Genomic DNA, 16959 nt, shown 5'->3' on the forward strand with positions numbered 1-16959 from the left:
GGGCTTTAGCCTACTCTGATGGTTTCTGCCTTCGCTTGCAGGGCGAGTGCCTGTTGAAGAGTACGAACACCACGCGCTTCTAACCTTGGAAGTAATGTCAGCAGGAGTTCGGCCGTTACGCGGGCATCGCCGAGTGCCGTATGGCGGGTGCCTGCAGGAAAATGTATTTGGAAGCGTTCCGCCAATGCATCTAAGCTATGCTCATCAATATCAGGATCAATGACGCGCGATAGCAGTAGAGTATCAAGAATGGGCATGTCAAACACAACGCCTGACTCCTCTTGATGCATTTGAATGGCTAAAAGATCAAATGCGGCATTGTGAGCTACTAATACACCTTGGCCTATAAAGGCTCTGAAGCGAGGCAGGACAATTTTTAAGGGAGGGGCGTGTTTGACATCTTCATCTGTTAGACCATGTATAGCCGTGCTTGTTGCTGGAATGGGGCGTTCTGGGTTGACTAGCTGATCAAACTTCTCTGTTGCCAGTAGTCGTCCGTTGACAACTCGGCAGGCTCCAATACTGACAATCGTGTCGCCTGAACGCAGTTTTAGCCCCGTGGTCTCTGTATCAAAGACAATCATTTCAAGTTGGTTGAGGTTTAGATCAGCCAGTTCACTTTTGGGTGGGGGGAGGTCGGCGATACTGAAATCATGAAACTCGGGTCTAGGTTGAATGGATTTATTGGGCTCTGCATGTCGGTCGGTAGCCGGTAGAGGAATACGCAGACGAGCATGTTCACGGTCATGGTCGGGCAGAGACCACCAATCTGAGTTATGTTGGTTGAGTACATCGCAGATGCGAGGAGCGAGAGGTTGCTCACTTAGAGGTAAATCTCTCCAAGTTTCCAATGTCTGCTGCGTTAAGGCGGCTCCTTTCCAGATAATATCTAGGTATACACGCTTATTGCCAAGGCAAATCTCAAACTCAATGCTTGACGCTTGAGTGGTTTGAATGAGCTCAGGTAACAAGCGTTCAAGCATGGCTAAAAGTGTTGGGCTGTCGGCACGAAACCATGCAGGAATGCCGATTGGGACAATCATGACATGGGGGTTTTGCCAGCTGTCGACCAACGCACTGATGAAGTCATTTGACCAAGTGTCGCTTAATCGGCCTTGATCAAGTTGTAAAGACTCTAAAAGATGCGCAAGTTGATCAATTAATCCCCCTAGTTTTTGGCTTTCTTGGTGCATTGCATTTTCAAGTTTTTCTTTAATCAGGCTGTTGTTTGCAGCGCTGGAGAGTGCTTCCGCTGTGGTTGATAAGGTTGCGGCATGGCCTCTAAGTTTGGGCAGTAGCTCGGCAAGTGGTTGGCGCCAACGTTGGTGAGTCGTGTGCGCTTCTGTTGTGTCCTCTAGGGTTAGCAGGGCTTCACCTTGGTTAGCGCTTACTCGCCGTATGTTGCATCTAAGCCATCTGTCTTCATGGTGGAGAAGCAGTTGACGAGGACTGCCATCAACAGGCAGTTTTTTGAGGGTTTCCGATAGATTGGGTAAAGGGAGTAGTTGTTGTAGGTGGCGGCCCAGTCCAAGTGCAGGGTGATCATGAAACAAAGCCTCAGCCGCGGGATTTAGCATTAAAACGCGCTGGTGTTGGTCGCATAGGAGTAGGGGGACCTCAAGAAACTGAACGACAGCTTCAAGCTCGTGGCGAATGCGCATGGCATCTTCCGCACCCGATTGTCTTGCTGAAATGAGTTTTTGTCGATCTTCTCGCCAGCCTTTTTTTAGGTGGTCGAAATCGGGTGCTAAATGGTTTAACCAGCCTTCTGGTGTAAAATCATCGTTTGCATCAGGATTAGCAACTAAGCGCGAGAACTGGACTTGTAGTCGTCTTAGGGGGGCAAAAAGATTTTGTTCTAAAATTATCCCTCCAAGTGTCATTAGCACAGGAGTCATGCAGGCTAGGATTACTAGCATTATGCGATGAGATGTCGATGTTGTCGGTAAAATGGAATCGAGTAACAGCCCTAAAATCAAACAGACCAAAGCTGTGATGCCTGTTAGAGCGAGCCAGATACCAAGTAGATGCTGACGCTTTGGCATAATGTTAACCTGTGTGTAAGAGGTTTTTGACTTTCTGAACCAGAGCCTGGGTTGAAAAAGGCTTTGTTATGTAATCATCAGCCCTAGAGCCATGCCTTTTTCACGCTCGACCTCTCGCCCATGTGCTGTCAGCATAATTACGGGGAGGTGTTGAAAACGTTCGTTTTCTCTTAGCTCTGCGAGTACGTCAAAACCACTGATACCGGGTAGGCTGATGTCCAAGAGGACAAGGTTAGGGTCGAGCTCGTGAATTTTTTGTAGGGCGGTCTCGCCATCCTCAGCCGTGAACACAGTAAATCCAGCTTGCTCCATTAAAAACTCTAGCGATAAAAGAATATTCGGTTCATCATCTACGACCAGCACTTTAGTCATGCTGTACTCCTTTTATATTTATTTATAATTCAGTCTAGTGCGCTGGCGGTCAGGTTGAAAGTCTACTATACCAATTGATGAGAGTGGCCTATGACTTGCTTAATAAACACGTTTAGATTCATTGAAACATTCAATCATTACACAACAAGGTCTTAAGATGAACGTATTCCCTTGGTTTCAGCCCATCATTGAAATCGCCAGTGGCGAAGTGGCGGGCTATGAAGCCCTTGCTAGAACCGCCGATGTACAGGGACAGATTATTTCAGCGGCCAATTTATTTTCGTCTTCAAGTTTGAGTCGTGAAGAGCGGTTAAGTCTCGATAGAGATATCCGATTGCAGGCCTTAACAAAATTCAACTCATTGCCTCAGGGGCAGTTTTTATCCTTGAATATCTCGCCTGAGTGGATTAATTCCGTTACGGCAACGGGTGAGTTGCCAACCCTAGAGATGCTGAAGCAAGTCGGTGTTCGCCCTGAACAAGTGGTTCTTGAAATAACAGAGCTCGATGGTGATTTAGACCGAATATGCTTATTTGCCGAGCGTTATCGCTCGGAAGGGGTCAAGATTGCCTATGACGACTTTGGCGCGGGGTTTCAGCAGATGGATCGGGTATTGGCATTTACTCCAGATTTTATCAAGCTGGATATGCGTATGTTCCAAAGAGGTCCTAAAACGCACTTTCATAGTGCACTTATGCAGACGGTTGGGGAGATGAGTGCACGATTAGGGTGCAAAGTGATTTTTGAAGGTGTTGAAACGCCTGATGAATTTTTTGCCGCCTTGCACTGCAATGCAAGCTATATTCAAGGGTTTATCTTTTCACCCGCAAGAGCCGAGTTTATGGGTGTTGATTCCATGAAGGCGCAGACGATGGAGCTCATCAGTCAGCACCTGGATATGGCCATTGATGAGGTTGCGCGTCGGCAGTTTTACACTGAGGGCCTTCACAGTGAGTTAATGTTGTTAAAAGATTTATTACTCAGTGGTGGAACGGACAACTTGAATACTTGGCATCCAGACCCAGACGTTCTTCGGTTTTATATTTGCAATCGCAATGGAACCCAGATCTCTTCAAACTTTACCTACGACGTCTCTCAGGGTGTTTGGGTGGAAGATGCGGCTTACGCAGGCCATAATTGGAGCTGGAGACCTTACTTTTACCAGTTATTAGGGGCTACTGATTTTGAACGGCGGATTATGAGTTCTTCGCCTTATTACGATCTGGAAACGGGGCAAGAGTGCTCTACACTTTCATTGTCATTGGATGATGCGCGGATTTTACTGGTTGATATCCGTGAAGAGCGTAAGTCTCAGGGGCGTCTGGCGTCTCTGATATCCTGCCACAGCGATCTGATACCTGCATTGTCTTGAGGCTTTTAGTGCGTAAGTTAATCGTACACTAAAAGCTCTTTAAGCATTAAGCTCATGCGATTGCCATCAGGTTCAATTTGCGTGAGCTTAATAATCATGTAGTTCAATTCTGGAGCTAACCAAATAAATGTCTCGCGATCGGAGTTTTCACCTCTATCACGTTCAATTTTAATGGCGTCATAATCCCCGGCAGGGGTTGAAACGCGCTCTTGTCCTATGACATTGAAGACGTAGTTTTGTATATGTCCACCGTCAGCGACAGGGTAGGAAAGGAGTGTTTTTCCTGCAGCAATATCAATAGGTATTTGCAGTTGATAGCTCAGTTTATCGTGAACACCGGGAGATATGTTCATTTTCCATGGCTTGTCGTCAATGTCGGTTGTGACTTTTTTTTGATTCCAATCAAACTTAAGCTCAGCCGTTCTACGTTTGCCTAGAATGCGACGGTGATAGTGGTAATGGATCGGTAGAATGTAGCCATCAGCCAGGCGAATCTGTGTTGTTTCTTCCGCTCTTGCCATCATTGCTGAGGCTACCGCGGACAGCTTCCAGTCCCCGTTATCCATACGGGTTAGCTCACGAGACGCTTCCCCACTGATGGTAAGTGCGGCATCAATTTCTGAAGCATAGGTTGCTTTGAAAGGCTGCAGGGATATAAGCGATGCTTGAGCAGAGCTTGTTGCTGAAAAGCTCAAGAGTAGCAGTAGAGTTGTTAGCGCTAACCACTTCTTGCTTACACCCATACAATCTCCCAAAATGCTGTAGGTTAGGCCTTGAGTTCAAATCCAGAACTGGGTAAACAGTTGTCATCTAGCATCACGCCATCATCTGTGACGCGTAAGCGACCGCTGCAGAACCAACTCACGGCTAAAGGATAAATCTTATGTTCTAGAGTATGCACGCGTGCCTGAAGGCTGGCTGAATCATCCTCCATTAATATTGGGGTCTTTGCTTGAATGATGATAGGTCCACCATCTAGTTCTTCAGTAACAAAATGCACGCTGCAACCATGCTCGGCATCCCCTGCATCAAGGGCGCGTTGATGGGTGTTCAGTCCTTTATACCTAGGCAGCAGAGATGGGTGAATGTTCATTAAGTGCCCTTGGTAGCGGCGAACAAACTCTGCACTGAGGATGCGCATGAAGCCTGCAAGAACAACGAGGTCTGGCTTAAATGAATCAATATGTTCGATTAACGCCAGATCAAAGTCCTCGCGGCTTGCGAATGTCTTATGATCTAAGACAAGGCTCGGAATGCTGGCATTCTGAGCTCTTACCAAGCCAAAGGCATCCGCTTTGTTGCTGATGACACCCACGATATTACCATGAAGATCACCCTTTTGAGAGTGATCAATCAAGGTTTGAAGATTTGAGCCACTGCCTGAAATCAAGACAACGATGCGCTGTGTCATGCCGTGCGGCCTTCTCGCATTTCAACTTGTTCTTCTTCTGGATCAGCAGATTCGATAACGCCAATTTCCCACGCATTTTCACCTAGCTCTCTAAGTAAGCTGAGTGCTTGATCCTTGGTGTGACTTGGTACCGCGATCACCATACCCACTCCACAGTTAAATGTACGGTACATTTCGCGAATTTCTACATTGCCTGCGGTTTGTAGCCATTGGAAGACAGGTGGAAGCTGCCAGCTATCGGTAAAGAGGACGGCTTTGGTGGACTTGGGTAACACACGCGGTATGTTTTCAAGTAAGCCGCCGCCAGTGATATGGGATAAGGCATTGACTTGGACTTGTTTAATCAAACTGAGCAGGGATTTTACATAAATGCGAGTTGGCTCAAGTAGAGCTGCCGCTAAGGTGGTATCACCGATAGGCTGTTGGAGGTCAGCTTGAGAGACATCAATGATTTTACGAATCAATGAGTAGCCATTGGAGTGAGGGCCAGAAGACGCGAGCGCGATGAGGCTGTCGCCTGCTTGTACTGAGGAGCCGTCGATAATTTGGTCCTTCTCAACGACGCCGACACAAAAGCCCGCTAAATCATAATCGTCGCCTTCATACATGCCTGGCATTTCAGCCGTTTCACCACCGACTAGAGCTGCGCCCGCGAGTTCGCAACCACGGCCTATGCCAGTGACAACATCCGCAGCCATATCGACATTTAAGCGGCCTGTTGCATAGTAGTCTAGGAATAGAAGGGGTTCGGCTCCCGCCACCACAAGATCGTTGACACACATTGCTACTAAGTCGATACCAATGGTGTCATGTTTGTTTAGATCCATCGCAAGGCGAAGTTTAGTGCCCACACCATCAGTGCCTGACACTAAAACTGGCTTTTTATACCCTTCGGGTATTTCGCACAACGCACCAAAACCACCCAGCCCACCAAGTACCTCTGGACGTGCTGTGCGCTTGGCCACACCCTTGATACGCTCAACCAGCGCGTTACCTGCGTCGATATCGACACCAGCATCTTTGTAGCTTAGGGAAGTTTTTTCAGAACCTGTTGACATTACGTACCTGACCTTTAAAACCGGATGGACTCAATAGAAATTTAGTACAATAGTTTATCAGGTTGATGGTGAAGGGGCTATTGTGTGTTAAAGTTGAACATAAATTAATTCACAGCTATCGGCTTTTATTGAGTGTTGAACGAATGTTATGCGGAGTTTTTTAAACGCAATTTTAGTGGTTGTATTGGGTTTGCAGGCTCAAGTCGGTTTTGCTGAAGTCGTTGTCCCCAAAAAAACACTTGTTTTGTTGGTTGAGTCGAATGACCAACAGAGTCTTTTTGTACGTCCAGCCCACCCTGTTGCTCACGCGTTGGTTGAGCACTCCAGCGATGCTTACACTTTCTTGTTGCCCTTGATGGATCTTGTCGATCAACAAGCGTTGCGTGAACAGGATGTGATTGAGTCGCGTATCCAAGCGTTATTAGACGGTGTGGCACGTTACGAGCCGGATCAATTGCTGATAGGGCACTGGCGTGATCCGGGGGTGAACTTAAACGCACAGTGGTTGTTGTACACTCCAGAAGGTCAAGCCCGGCTTGAGACAGAAGGTGAGATAGAGCAGCAGATTGATGCGTTGGTTGCGTGGTTGCAAACGCAGTTATTTGATCAAGACGAGGGTTTAATTGATCCTTCGCTGGACTTGAGTATGCGTCCTGCACCTATTGATACCGAGAGTCTGAGTCCTGATCGAGTTGAGTTGCCCCAACCAGAAGATGGCAGTCTACAAATGAGTGTGTATGGTGTTCATGATGCAGCCAGTTATCTAGCACTAACGAGTCTCTTGTCTGAGTTGGTTGATCGTTCAGCGATTCAGCCTGTGTTGTTCAGTCAGGGTGTGGTCGTGTTAAGATTGCAAGTGGAAAATCGAGACGAAATTAGCGAGCAGCTAAACAAGTTTGAGCGTCTGGTGCCTAGAGGGCAATCCTTATTGGAGTTTGATTGGAACTAAGTTATGGCTCATGTTAAGGCGCCTGTTCAGTTGCCTCTTGGCATCGCTCTTCGTGATGAGGCGCGATTTGAAAACTTTGTAGTGGGTGATAACGGTTTATTGATCTCAACGCTTAAGCAAGCGGCCAGTGGTCGTGGTGAGCAGTATGCGTATTTTTGGGGTGGACATAGTCATGGTTGTTCACATCTTTTGCAAAGTTGTTGCCATTTAGCTGATGAACACCGTCGACACTCTGTGTACTTGCCTATCGCAACTTTAATTGATCATGATCCGTCAATCTTTGAAAATATGGACCAGTTGGATCTGGTGTGTATTGACGATATTGAATTGATTGCTGGGCGTAAAGAGTGGGAAGAAGCGGTGTTTCATTTGTACAATCGGATGCGCGCTGCCGGAAAAACGCTCTTAATCGCTGGAAAAAAAGCACCTGCTCATTTAGGGCTTACGTTGGTTGATTTGGAGTCGCGATTGCTCTGGGGGATGGTGCTGCATGCATATGCCATTGATGATGAAGCAAAAATCCTAGCACTAAAAGCCAGAGCCGCTGAGAGGGGCTTTGAGTTGAGTCAAGAAGTGCTTCGATATTTGTTGCATCATGCAGTCGTGATATGGCGCACTTGTTGTCCGTGCTTGAAAAGCTGGATCATGCATCTTTAAGTGCCCAGCGTCGAATTACAATTCCTTTCGTTAAACAAGTTATGGGTTGGTAGTGTGGTCGATAATTCATTGAGTGGAACACTTGAGGGCATGGTTGCACGCGATTTTGAAGAGCGTTCACATGAAGATAAAGCCGATTTTTTACAGCATACCTGGTGCAATCATTGCTCAGAAGCCGATTTAGGCATGGATCAGCCGATTGAGTATGAGTATAAGGGCATTATCACAATTGAAGGTCGCTGTTTGGTGTGCCGTCAGCCCGTATACACAGAATTAACCGACGATAGCTTTTAAGGCAGAGAAACGTGTCTGATGATTTTAATTTGCGCTTTGGTGGAACGCAGCGTTTGTATGGTGAGCGTTTAACTGAGCATTTTACGCGGTCTCATGTTGTTGTCGTTGGCATTGGTGGCGTTGGTTCTTGGGTGGCAGAAGCGCTGGCGCGAACGGCGATAGGTAAAATCACGCTGATTGATTTGGATGATGTGTGTACAAGTAATACCAATCGTCAAATTCATGCGATGCAATCTACCGTTGGTCAGCCAAAAACCACGTTGATGGCGGCTCGAATCCGAGACATTAATCCTGACTGCCAAGTGCATGAGGTTGCTGCCTTTCTAAGTAAAGAGAATGTGTCAGACCTAATTGCTTCTGATATCGACTATGTTGTTGATGCAATCGATAATGTGCGTGATAAGGCCGTTATGGTTGCCCATTGCCGCCGCCGTAAAATACCCATCATCACCATCGGAGGGGCCGGTGGTCAAATCGATCCGACTCAAATCAGAGTGGATGATTTAACCAAAACCTCTCAAGACCCTTTGGCGGCTAAACTTCGATCGGTTTTACGTCGCCATTATGGATTCTCCAAGACCGAGAAATTTGGCGTTGACTGTGTATTTTCGACTGAGCAGTTGCGCTATCCGCAACCGGATGGACAGGTTTGCCATCAAAAACCAAAACAGGGGCAGTCCGTAAAGCTTGATTGCCAAGGTGGCTTTGGTGCTGCAACCTGTGTAACCGCTACCTTTGCATTTTTTGCAGTGGCACGTTTACTCAAGAAAATGGAAGCGCGCTTTGAGCGCATGCACAAGCTTTAAATTCTAGGAAATCAACTCATGTCTTCTTCCTCTTTTTACCGCGCTTATTGCTCATTTGCCTTGTTACTGCTGGTCTTAGTCCTTGTTGGATGCAGTCCTTCTCAGCCCGAAAAAACGGTGACTCGCTTAGAAGGGCATATTTTTGGAACTTTTTGGCAAGTGACGCTTTCTGGCAATCTGACGGATGATGTCCAAGCAACGCTTCGCAAAGGAATTCTTGAGCGTTTGCAGGCCGTTGATAAAAGTATGTCTACATATCGTGATGATTCTGAGTTAATTGGTTTTAACCGCCATCCTGTAGGTGAGTGGAAACCCCTGTCGCCAGAGTTGATGCAGGTGCTGGTGTTAAGTCAGTCAATTTCAGAGAAAAGCCAGGGTGCATTCGATGTGACCGTTGGAAATTTGGTGAACCTTTGGAGTTTTGGTCCTGAGCGGCGGCCCGATGCTATCCCAGATCCAGATTTGCTTGACGAGCGGCTTCATGAGTCAGGATACGCTTGGTTGATTTTAAATGAAGAGATAGGGCAGGCTCGACGATTAAAGGATTTTTTTGTTGATTTGTCGGGGGTTGCGAAAGGGTATGGCGTTGATGAAGTCGGGCGTTTTCTTTCAGAAATGGGATACGAGCACTACCTGGTGAATATCGGCGGTGATTTGCTTGCAAAAGGAGCACGTTCGGCAGAAGAGGCATGGAGAGTGGGAATTGAACTGCCCCATGAAGGTGTCCAGCAAGCGCATCATATCATTGAAATTCGAGATATGTCGGTTGCGACCTCTGGTGATTATCGTAATTATTTTGAAGTGGATGGGCAGAGATTTTCACATACGATCAGTCCTGTGACGGGCTGGCCTGTCAATCACAGCCTTGCCTCAGTTACGGTTTTGTCACCGGACAATGCCAGTGCAGATGCCTGGGCAACCGCGATGATGGTCATGGGTGTTGAGGCCGGTCTTGCGGTTGCTGAGCGTGAAAACTTAAAAGTGCTGATGCTAGAACGCTCTGGAGATACATGGCTGACCCATATTTCCAGTGAATTTAAAGCCTATGTAGGAGAGACAGCTGCTCAAGCCTTGTTGCGCAAATAGTCCCTATGCATAGGATTCTTGTAACCTAAGCCAAGTGTCTGAAAAACTTTGGCTTAGGTTGACTATTTAAGTGATTTTCAATATATTCGCGAACCCTAACTATCCATTAAATCACATGAGAACTCTGATGGACCCTAGCAGTTGCTGCTTACTCATTCACAGAATATTGACATCGAGTTTGTTCGCCCGCTAAGGGTATCTTTTTGATACCTGTCTTCGGCGAGTAACGCTCGCACAACGGAGACCTTTATGACCTACGCTGATCTTGCCAACGCCCTTCGCAGCGCCATGGAAAAACAAGACACGGTTGCCATCGAAAACACGGTGACTGAATTCCAGCCTGCCGATCTTGCTGAATTTCTTCGACATGAATCAACAGATGTTTGTTTGAAGGTCCTAGCCCATCTTGCGCTGACTGAGCGAGCCGAAATTTTTGGCTATTTACCTATGTCATTGCAGTTTGAAATAGCGGAGGAGATGACTATTGAGGGCTTGGCTCAACTACTCTCTTCAATGGAATCAGATGAGCGCGCAGACCTTTTTAACATGATGTCAGAAGAGCGCCAAACATCAGTATTAAAGCGAATGGCAAAGGAAGAACGTGAAGATCTTCGCCGAATGGCGAGCTATGCGGAAGGGACTGTTGGCGCGATTATGACCAGTAACTATTGCAGTGTTCCTGAACTTAGCAGTGTAGAACAAGCATTAGAACGGGTACGTAAAACAGCACCCGATGCCGAAACCATCTATCAAATTTATGTTTTGGATATGCAGCATAGGTTAGTAGGCACCCTTTCTTTACGAGAGTTGATTCTAACCAAGCCCTCGGCAGCAATCAGCTCCATTATGACCACCGAGCTGATTACGCTAGGCCCAAATGAAGCGCAGGAAAACGCGGCAAAATGCATCAGTCGTTATGACTTATTGGCCGTTCCTGTTGTTGATGAGCATGCGCGGCTCGTGGGTATCGTTACCTATGATGATGCGATGGATATTGCTGAAGCTGAAGCAACAGAAGATATCTTAAAAAGCGGTTCAATCGGTGACTTAGAAGGGAGCTTCAGAGATGCCAGTGGTTTTACATTGTACAAAAAGCGTATTTTTTGGCTGCTATTGTTAGTGTTTGCCAATATCTTTACCGCTGCAGGTATTGCCATTTATGAAGACACTATCTCTAAATATGCAGTATTGGTCTTTTTCATGCCTTTGTTGATTGGCAGTGCAGGTAACGCAGGCTCGCAAGCATCCACCTTAATGGTGAGGGGGTTGGGAACAGGTGATGTGCAGATGTCCGACTGGTTCAAGCTTTTTAGTCGTGAACTGGCAATTGCACTGGCGCTTGGTTGCACAATGGCGCTCGCTGTTTCGATGATAGGTGCCTTTAGAGGAGGGCCGGATATTGCTCTCATTGTTGCGTTGAGTATGGTGGCTGTGGTGATGATGGGTAGTTTGCTAGGCTTAAGTTTACCTTTTGTGCTCAAAAAGGTGGGATTGGACCCTGCGACAGCAAGTGCTCCTTTAGTGGCAACAATTGCCGATGCTGCTGGTATTCTAGTCTATTTCGCTATAGCGACCGCCATTCTGGGGTTGTAAAAAAAAGCCCCTCAATAAGAGGGGCAAGCAAAGTGCATACAACTCAGGAAGAGTTGAGAGATGGGATGCGAAAGCTGCCTCTAGAGGAGAGTCAGCTTTCTATGCCCTGTAGAACAGGACACCTTAAAGATAGTTTAAATTTGTGCGGTGCACAATAGGGTAAACCCTAATTTTTTAATATTGATTGTGTATAAGTACCCATTTTTTTGTCTCTATTCCTGCTAAAAAAATCAAAACTAAATCTCGATGCTTAGAGATGATGTTCTGAAAGGGTGGGCGGGGTAGGTTCCCATCACTCTGACTTCACTGGCAAAAAAGTTTAGCTCTTGCAAAGCATGTTGCATTGAAGGTTGATGTGGATGGCCTTCAACATCCAAATGAAAGCTGGACACTTGCATTGTGTCTGATGACATGTAGCTTTCGAGTTTGACCATGTTAAGTCCATTCGTCGCAAATCCCCCTAAGGCTTTGTAAAGCGCTGCAGGTATGTTGCGAACTCTAAACATCAAGGTGGTTAAATAGCGCTTATCTGCTTCAAAAGCAGGCATGCGGCTTTCTTTTGCCAAGATCATGAAGCGAGTGGTGTTGCCATTTACGTCTTGAAAGTTGTCTTTGATGATTTCAAGGTTGTAGAGCTCGGCAGCTAAACTCGACGCAATCGCGGCGTGCGTTGGGTTTCGTGAAAGGGAAAGTTCCTCAGCCGCACCAGCGGTATCCAGAGCAGCTGTCTGCTCAAGCTTAAGGGACTTGATATTGCCATCACACTGAGCGAGTGCCTGTGGGTGTGATGAAACGGTGCGAAGGTCCTGAAGCTTAGTGCCTGGCAGAGCGAGCAAGCAGTGGTTAACTGGCTCAAAATGCTCATCAATAATATGAAGTCGGGTTTTAGGCATTAAGCGGTAGATCTCTTCAACTCTTCCTGCTGTGGAGTTTTCCAGCGGAATCATGGCCAAACGTGCTTCGCCACGTTCCACCATAAACATGGCTTCGGCAAAACTTGCACAGGCATGTGCTCTTAATTCTGGATGAACTCTGCAGCAGGCTAAATGTGAATACGCGCCCTTATGCCCTTGGTAGGCAATAATGTCATTGGATTGATTCATAATCGTTCGTCGTCATGCCGATTTAAAAACGCAATTATTGCACAGACATAACGGTTAAGCACGATCAGGCTTTGAACTCAGCTTCAATCACGCCTATCATTGCACTCATTATTCAAAGTGTTGTAGAGGATTTGCAGATTGGCTCATACAGAGTTTGTTCCAGGGCAGCGTTGGATCAGTAATACAGAAGCTGAGCTGGGGTTAGGTATCGTGGTTGAATGTGCCAACCGACGTGTGGAAATTAGTTTTCCGGCAGCTGGAGATAGCCGGACATATGCGACGGATAACGCTCCTTTGAGTCGAGTCTGTTACGAGCCCGACGAGCAAATACGAAATGATGATGGGGTTCTCATTACCATACGTGAACGCATTGAACATAATGGCTGCTTTATTTACTTAGGTGTAGATGAGTCGAGCACAGAAATGATTGTGCCAGAGATACACTTAGACAGTGCAGTACACTTCAGTAAACCGCAAGAACGGTTATTTGCCGGTCAGATTGATCGCCATAGTTTGTTCAAATTGCGTGTTGATACTCTAGAACATCAGTATCGGCTACAAAAGTCATCAGCGTATGGGCTCATGGGGGCTCGTGTTCAGTTGTTGCCACACCAAATGTACATTGCATCGGAGCTTAGCTCGCGTGCGGTGCCAAGGGCGTTGTTGGCTGACGAAGTTGGACTTGGAAAAACGATTGAAGCTGGATTGATTTTGCATCAGCACTGGATATCAGGGCGTGCTAAACGCGTATTGGTGTTATTGCCTGATTCGCTGTTGCACCAGTGGTTGGTTGAAATGCTAAGACGCTTCAACTTGGTGTTTACGTTATTGGATGAAGAGCGTTGTTTGGCGATAAGCGAGTCTGGACACGAGAACCCCTTTGATTCTGCACAGCTTATTTTGGCGCCTGTTTCGTTACTTTCCAGGAGTGAGCTGCGGCTTGAGCAAGCCTCGTCAGTGCACTGGGATATTCTTGTCGTAGATGAGGCTCACCATCTGGGTTGGAGCCGAGAAGTCGTCAGTCATGCTTATCAATGCGTTGAGCAAGTTGCCAGTGTTGCCGATGGCTTACTGCTTTTAACTGCTACGCCTGAGCAGTTAGGGCCAGAGGGTCATTTTGCCCGTTTGAGGTTGTTGGATCCTGCTCGTTACCCTGATTTAGAGCTGTTCTTAGATGAAGAGTCGGACTATCGACATCTAAACGTTTTGATTGAAGCCTTGATGAGCGAGGGGGCTCCGCTACTAAAACGGGATGCACATTTGCAAGCTGTTTTAGCTGAACGCTTGGGTGCAGATACACTTGAACACTGGAAAGGGCTTTCCGAAATTGAGCAGTCTGCTAACCTCCATAAAATGATTGCGGATTTAGTGGATCGTCAAGGAACGGGGCGGGTACTGTTCCGTAATACTCGAAAAAATATCGATGGCTTCCCTGAGCGAGTGCTTCATACCTATCCGCTCATTGCCCCGACCCTGTTTTCATCCGAAGGTGAAGAAGAGCCTGCCTTAGAGCCACTTTTACATCCGGAAAAGCGCTTAGGGGAGACATGGATTAGCAGTGATCCTCGTGTTGCTTGGTTGCTCGAATGGCTCAAAACCAATAAAAAGGAAAAGGCGCTCGTCATCTGTGCGCATGCAGAAACAGCCATCATGCTTGAAGATTTTCTCAATCTGAGAGGGGGTGTTCGCTCGACTGTTTTCCATGAAGGAATGAGCCTCGTTAATCGGGACCGCAGTGCTGCCTACTTTGCTGAGCAAGAGCTCGGAGCCCAAGTGTTGATCAGCTCTGAAATTGGTAGCGAAGGACGTAACTTCCAATTTTGCCATCACCTGGTTTTGTTTGACTTGCCCTTAAGTCCAGATCTACTAGAACAACGGATTGGACGCTTGGATCGCATAGGGCAGCATCACAGTGTGCAAATACACTTGCCGTATTATCAACACAGCGCAACTGAAGTGTTAATGCGTTGGTATCATGAAGGGCTGGAAGCATTTACACGGGTTTGTTCAACAGGAGATGCGCTCTATCATCGCTTTGCTCAGCCACTTAGAGATGCAATGCGTCACCCGGGCGAGCGTCATGCTTTGCAAAAACTGCTTGAGGAAACCCAGCAAGAGCGACAAGAACTGGAAAGTGAGTTGTCCTTTGGACGAGATCGCTTGCTTGAAATGTCTAGCTTCAATGCAGCAAAAGCCGACTCCGTCATTAGCCAAATTCATGAGTTGGAAAATGGTAAGGCGTTGCAAGACTATGCCGAAAAGTTGTTTGATCGGTTTGGAATTGCAATTCAGCCTCATGGCGAAAGGGGGTTGGTCGTTCATCCTGGAGAGCAGATGTTGTACCAGCTGTCTGAGCTTCCGGAAGATGGAATGACCTTAACTTTTAGTCGTAAAGAGGCATTGTCACGAGAGGACGTTGAGTTTTTAAGTTGGGAACACCCATTGCTTCTAGAGCTAATGGAGTTACTCACCCGCAATGATCTTGGTAATAATGCATTGGGCGTACTGAAACTACCGGCTTTACCTGCAGGAACGCTGTTGGTTGAAGCGGTGTTTACGCTCAATCTCGCCGTGCCGAGATCACTACAGCTTGCACGTTATTTGCCCTCAGGTTATTTAAGAGTCTTAACCGGACCGGAAGGTCAGGACTTGTCCGCTGTATTGGCGCATAAGCCTTAAACCAACTGGTACAGCCTGTACCCTTGGCGACCAGCCGTAACATGGCTCGAGTGGCCCGCGAAAATATCGTCTCGCAACTAAAGCATGGGCAAGCGATTGCAGATAAGCAGTTGCCAAGTTTAATTGAGTCGGCTTTGCACAGCTTATTGGGTGATCGAACGAACGAGTTTGAGCGCCTTAAAGCACTGGCGGCGGTTAACCCGGCGATCCATCCTCAAGAGTTAACTCAGTATGCAGATGAGACGGAGATGATGAGGCTTGCCCTTGAACGAGCAAGCCTGCGTTTAGATGCCGTACGTGTGATCATAGTGTCAGAATGAGCGAACACTGATTGACCTCTAGGATGTGGCTCGTCGGTTGCTTGACCAGACGAGCCACATGGCGACTACAATAGCCGGTAGCATGAGTAAATTCAGCAACTCCCATCCCAATACACTTTGCCAATAACCAGCGAGCAGGCTGCCTAAAGCCGCAAAGCCGAAGACGAGCAAGTCATTCATTCCTTGTACCTTTGCTTTTTCGGCTGGAGCATAGGTGTGTGTTAGCAGTGTTGTGGCACCAATAAATGTAAAGTTCCAGCCTACACCGAGTGCAACTAATGCTGTCCAAAAATGCCAATAGCTTGTGCCTAATTGATTTAAAAGAACGCAACTGATAAGCAGTAAGCAACCCGCTTGTATAACCTTGGTCGCTGAAAAATACGAAATTAATCGACCCGTGATGAACGACGGGGCAAACATGCCGAGCACATGCCACTGAATAACACTGGCGGTACTGCTGAAGCTAAAACCACAGGCTTGCATCGCTAAAGGCGTTGCCGTCATGACCAGTACCATAACGCCGTAACCAATCATGCCAGCGCAGACCGCTGATAACAGACGGGGTTGCTGAAAGAGTTCACGGTATGAGCGAGTCGCTCCCTTTTGTTCTGCAAGGTTTGGTTTTTGTAGGGGTAAGAAAGCAATGAGAAGCGTGGTTAAGCTGTAGAGAGCAATTAACACCGCAAAGGCACCCAAATAGGGGATATCGGATACCCAATCTTCAGCCCATATTGCTAAATTGGGCCCTAAAATGGCGGCAAGTACACCGCCAACCATGACAAGACTGATGGCTCGAGGATGTAAATTTGGGGAGCAGCCTTCAATTGCAGCAAAGCGATATTGCTGACCAACACCGATGGCCATTCCTAATAAGAAAGTACTCAGGCAAAATAGTGTAAAATTTTGATTTAACAGCGCGAAGTAGGCCAAACATGCACCGCTCACACCGATGAGATTACCGAGCATAAACCCCGTTTTTCGCCCTAGCCATCTCATTAAAAGAGCGGCGGGCAGGGTAACGCCCATCAGTCCAAGAAATTGTAAAGCGACAGGAAGGGTGATTAAGCTCAGTGATGGCGCGATGTGCTGCCCGATCAGTGCTGTAACGGAAACCAATAAAATGTTACCTGAGACCAGTAAGGCTTGTCCTAAAGCAAGCCCCCAGACAGTGATAGGAAGAGACATGAGGCGTGTCCATAGTTCGCAAATGAGAG

The 16959-nt window shown here is 47.1% G+C and carries 14 protein-coding genes and 2 pseudogenes; 9 read left to right on the top strand and 7 right to left on the bottom strand.

Features of this window, described 5'->3' with window-relative positions; genetic code table 11:
• Positions 1-5: 5 nt before the first annotated feature.
• Both D791_RS07565 and D791_RS07570 read right to left on the bottom strand, forming a co-directional pair.
• The gene (locus D791_RS07565) at positions 6-2045 is read right to left on the bottom strand and encodes a 3'-5' exonuclease (RefSeq protein WP_036509800.1); all 2040 of its coding nucleotides are present in this window, start codon (positions 2043-2045) and stop codon (positions 6-8) included.
• Between the two features lie 4 nt (positions 2046-2049).
• Positions 2050-2417, bottom strand: a pseudogene (locus tag D791_RS07570) (response regulator transcription factor).
• A gap of 157 nt (positions 2418-2574) precedes the next feature.
• On the opposite strand from D791_RS07570, the gene D791_RS07575 reads away from it, so the two are divergent.
• The gene (locus tag D791_RS07575; RefSeq protein ID WP_036509802.1) at positions 2575-3789 is read left to right on the top strand and encodes an EAL domain-containing protein; all 1215 of its coding nucleotides are present in this window, start codon (positions 2575-2577) and stop codon (positions 3787-3789) included.
• Between the two features lie 17 nt (positions 3790-3806).
• Here D791_RS07575 and D791_RS07580 read toward each other — a convergent pair whose 3' ends face one another.
• The 3 genes from D791_RS07580 to purM are packed head-to-tail and all read right to left on the bottom strand — an operon-like array spanning position 3807 to position 6258.
• Positions 3807-4532, bottom strand: coding sequence for a DUF3108 domain-containing protein (locus D791_RS07580; RefSeq protein ID WP_051514328.1), 726 nt, complete (start codon positions 4530-4532; stop codon positions 3807-3809).
• Between the two features lie 23 nt (positions 4533-4555).
• The gene (gene purN / locus D791_RS07585) at positions 4556-5200 is read right to left on the bottom strand and encodes a phosphoribosylglycinamide formyltransferase (RefSeq protein ID WP_036509804.1); all 645 of its coding nucleotides are present in this window, start codon (positions 5198-5200) and stop codon (positions 4556-4558) included.
• Positions 5197-6258, bottom strand: coding sequence for a phosphoribosylformylglycinamidine cyclo-ligase (gene purM / locus D791_RS07590; RefSeq protein WP_036509806.1), 1062 nt, complete (start codon positions 6256-6258; stop codon positions 5197-5199). The genes purN and purM overlap by 4 nt, the downstream gene beginning before the upstream one ends.
• Positions 6259-6406: 148 nt before the next feature.
• On the opposite strand from purM, the gene D791_RS07595 reads away from it, so the two are divergent.
• The 6 genes and pseudogenes from D791_RS07595 to mgtE all read left to right on the top strand — a co-directional run bounded on the left by D791_RS07595 (position 6407) and on the right by mgtE (position 11643).
• A complete protein-coding gene (locus D791_RS07595; protein ID WP_036509808.1) occupies positions 6407-7207 on the top strand; it encodes a DUF2066 domain-containing protein in 801 nt (266 codons plus the stop codon).
• Between the two features lie 3 nt (positions 7208-7210).
• Positions 7211-7917 (top strand): annotated as a pseudogene (gene hda, locus D791_RS07600) (DnaA regulatory inactivator Hda).
• Position 7918: 1 nt separating this feature from the next.
• The gene (locus tag D791_RS07605; protein ID WP_237748554.1) at positions 7919-8158 is read left to right on the top strand and encodes a hypothetical protein; all 240 of its coding nucleotides are present in this window, start codon (positions 7919-7921) and stop codon (positions 8156-8158) included.
• A gap of 11 nt (positions 8159-8169) precedes the next feature.
• The gene (gene tcdA, locus D791_RS07610; protein WP_036509810.1) at positions 8170-8964 is read left to right on the top strand and encodes a tRNA cyclic N6-threonylcarbamoyladenosine(37) synthase TcdA; all 795 of its coding nucleotides are present in this window, start codon (positions 8170-8172) and stop codon (positions 8962-8964) included.
• An 18-nt stretch (positions 8965-8982) separates the two neighbouring features.
• Positions 8983-10050: an FAD:protein FMN transferase gene (locus D791_RS07615; RefSeq protein WP_036509812.1), complete on the top strand. Its 1068-nt coding sequence runs from the start codon at positions 8983-8985 to the stop codon at positions 10048-10050.
• Positions 10051-10299: 249 nt separating this feature from the next.
• Positions 10300-11643, top strand: coding sequence for a magnesium transporter (gene mgtE / locus D791_RS07620; RefSeq protein WP_036509814.1), 1344 nt, complete (start codon positions 10300-10302; stop codon positions 11641-11643).
• 236 nt (positions 11644-11879) lie between these two features.
• Here mgtE and D791_RS07625 read toward each other — a convergent pair whose 3' ends face one another.
• A complete protein-coding gene (locus tag D791_RS07625) occupies positions 11880-12746 on the bottom strand; it encodes a prephenate dehydratase (RefSeq protein ID WP_036509816.1) in 867 nt (288 codons plus the stop codon).
• Positions 12747-12884: 138 nt separating this feature from the next.
• Here D791_RS07625 and rapA point away from each other — a divergent pair, with 138 nt between their 5' ends.
• On the top strand, positions 12885-15425 hold the full coding sequence (gene rapA, locus D791_RS07630) for an RNA polymerase-associated protein RapA (RefSeq protein ID WP_272944818.1): 2541 nt from the start codon (positions 12885-12887) through the stop codon (positions 15423-15425).
• A 41-nt stretch (positions 15426-15466) separates the two neighbouring features.
• Positions 15467-15745: a hypothetical protein gene (locus D791_RS21385; protein ID WP_272944819.1), complete on the top strand. Its 279-nt coding sequence runs from the start codon at positions 15467-15469 to the stop codon at positions 15743-15745.
• 18 nt (positions 15746-15763) lie between these two features.
• On the opposite strand, the gene D791_RS07635 is transcribed toward D791_RS21385, so the two are convergent.
• On the bottom strand, positions 15764-16930 hold the full coding sequence (locus tag D791_RS07635) for an MFS transporter (RefSeq protein ID WP_036509818.1): 1167 nt from the start codon (positions 16928-16930) through the stop codon (positions 15764-15766).
• Positions 16931-16959 lie beyond the last annotated feature (29 nt).

Source organism: Nitrincola nitratireducens (genome assembly GCF_000585235.1).
Lineage (GTDB): Bacteria > Pseudomonadota > Gammaproteobacteria > Pseudomonadales > Balneatricaceae > Nitrincola > Nitrincola alkalisediminis.

Bases quoted from the DNA above. Each gene is read 5' to 3' on its own strand.
- D791_RS07565 (WP_036509800.1), bottom strand. From the start codon at position 2,045: ATGCCAAAGCGTCAGCATCTACTTGGTATCTGGCTCGCTCTAACAGGC.
- D791_RS07575 (WP_036509802.1), top strand. From the start codon at position 2,575: ATGAACGTATTCCCTTGGTTTCAGCCCATCATTGAAATCGCCAGTGGC.
- D791_RS07580 (WP_051514328.1), bottom strand. From the start codon at position 4,532: ATGGGTGTAAGCAAGAAGTGGTTAGCGCTAACAACTCTACTGCTACTC.
- purN (WP_036509804.1), bottom strand. From the start codon at position 5,200: ATGACACAGCGCATCGTTGTCTTGATTTCAGGCAGTGGCTCAAATCTT.
- purM (WP_036509806.1), bottom strand. From the start codon at position 6,258: ATGTCAACAGGTTCTGAAAAAACTTCCCTAAGCTACAAAGATGCTGGT.
- D791_RS07595 (WP_036509808.1), top strand. From the start codon at position 6,407: ATGCGGAGTTTTTTAAACGCAATTTTAGTGGTTGTATTGGGTTTGCAG.
- D791_RS07615 (WP_036509812.1), top strand. From the start codon at position 8,983: ATGTCTTCTTCCTCTTTTTACCGCGCTTATTGCTCATTTGCCTTGTTA.
- mgtE (WP_036509814.1), top strand. From the start codon at position 10,300: ATGACCTACGCTGATCTTGCCAACGCCCTTCGCAGCGCCATGGAAAAA.
- D791_RS07625 (WP_036509816.1), bottom strand. From the start codon at position 12,746: ATGAATCAATCCAATGACATTATTGCCTACCAAGGGCATAAGGGCGCG.
- D791_RS21385 (WP_272944819.1), top strand. From the start codon at position 15,467: ATGGCTCGAGTGGCCCGCGAAAATATCGTCTCGCAACTAAAGCATGGG.
- D791_RS07635 (WP_036509818.1), bottom strand. From the start codon at position 16,930: ATGTCTCTTCCTATCACTGTCTGGGGGCTTGCTTTAGGACAAGCCTTA.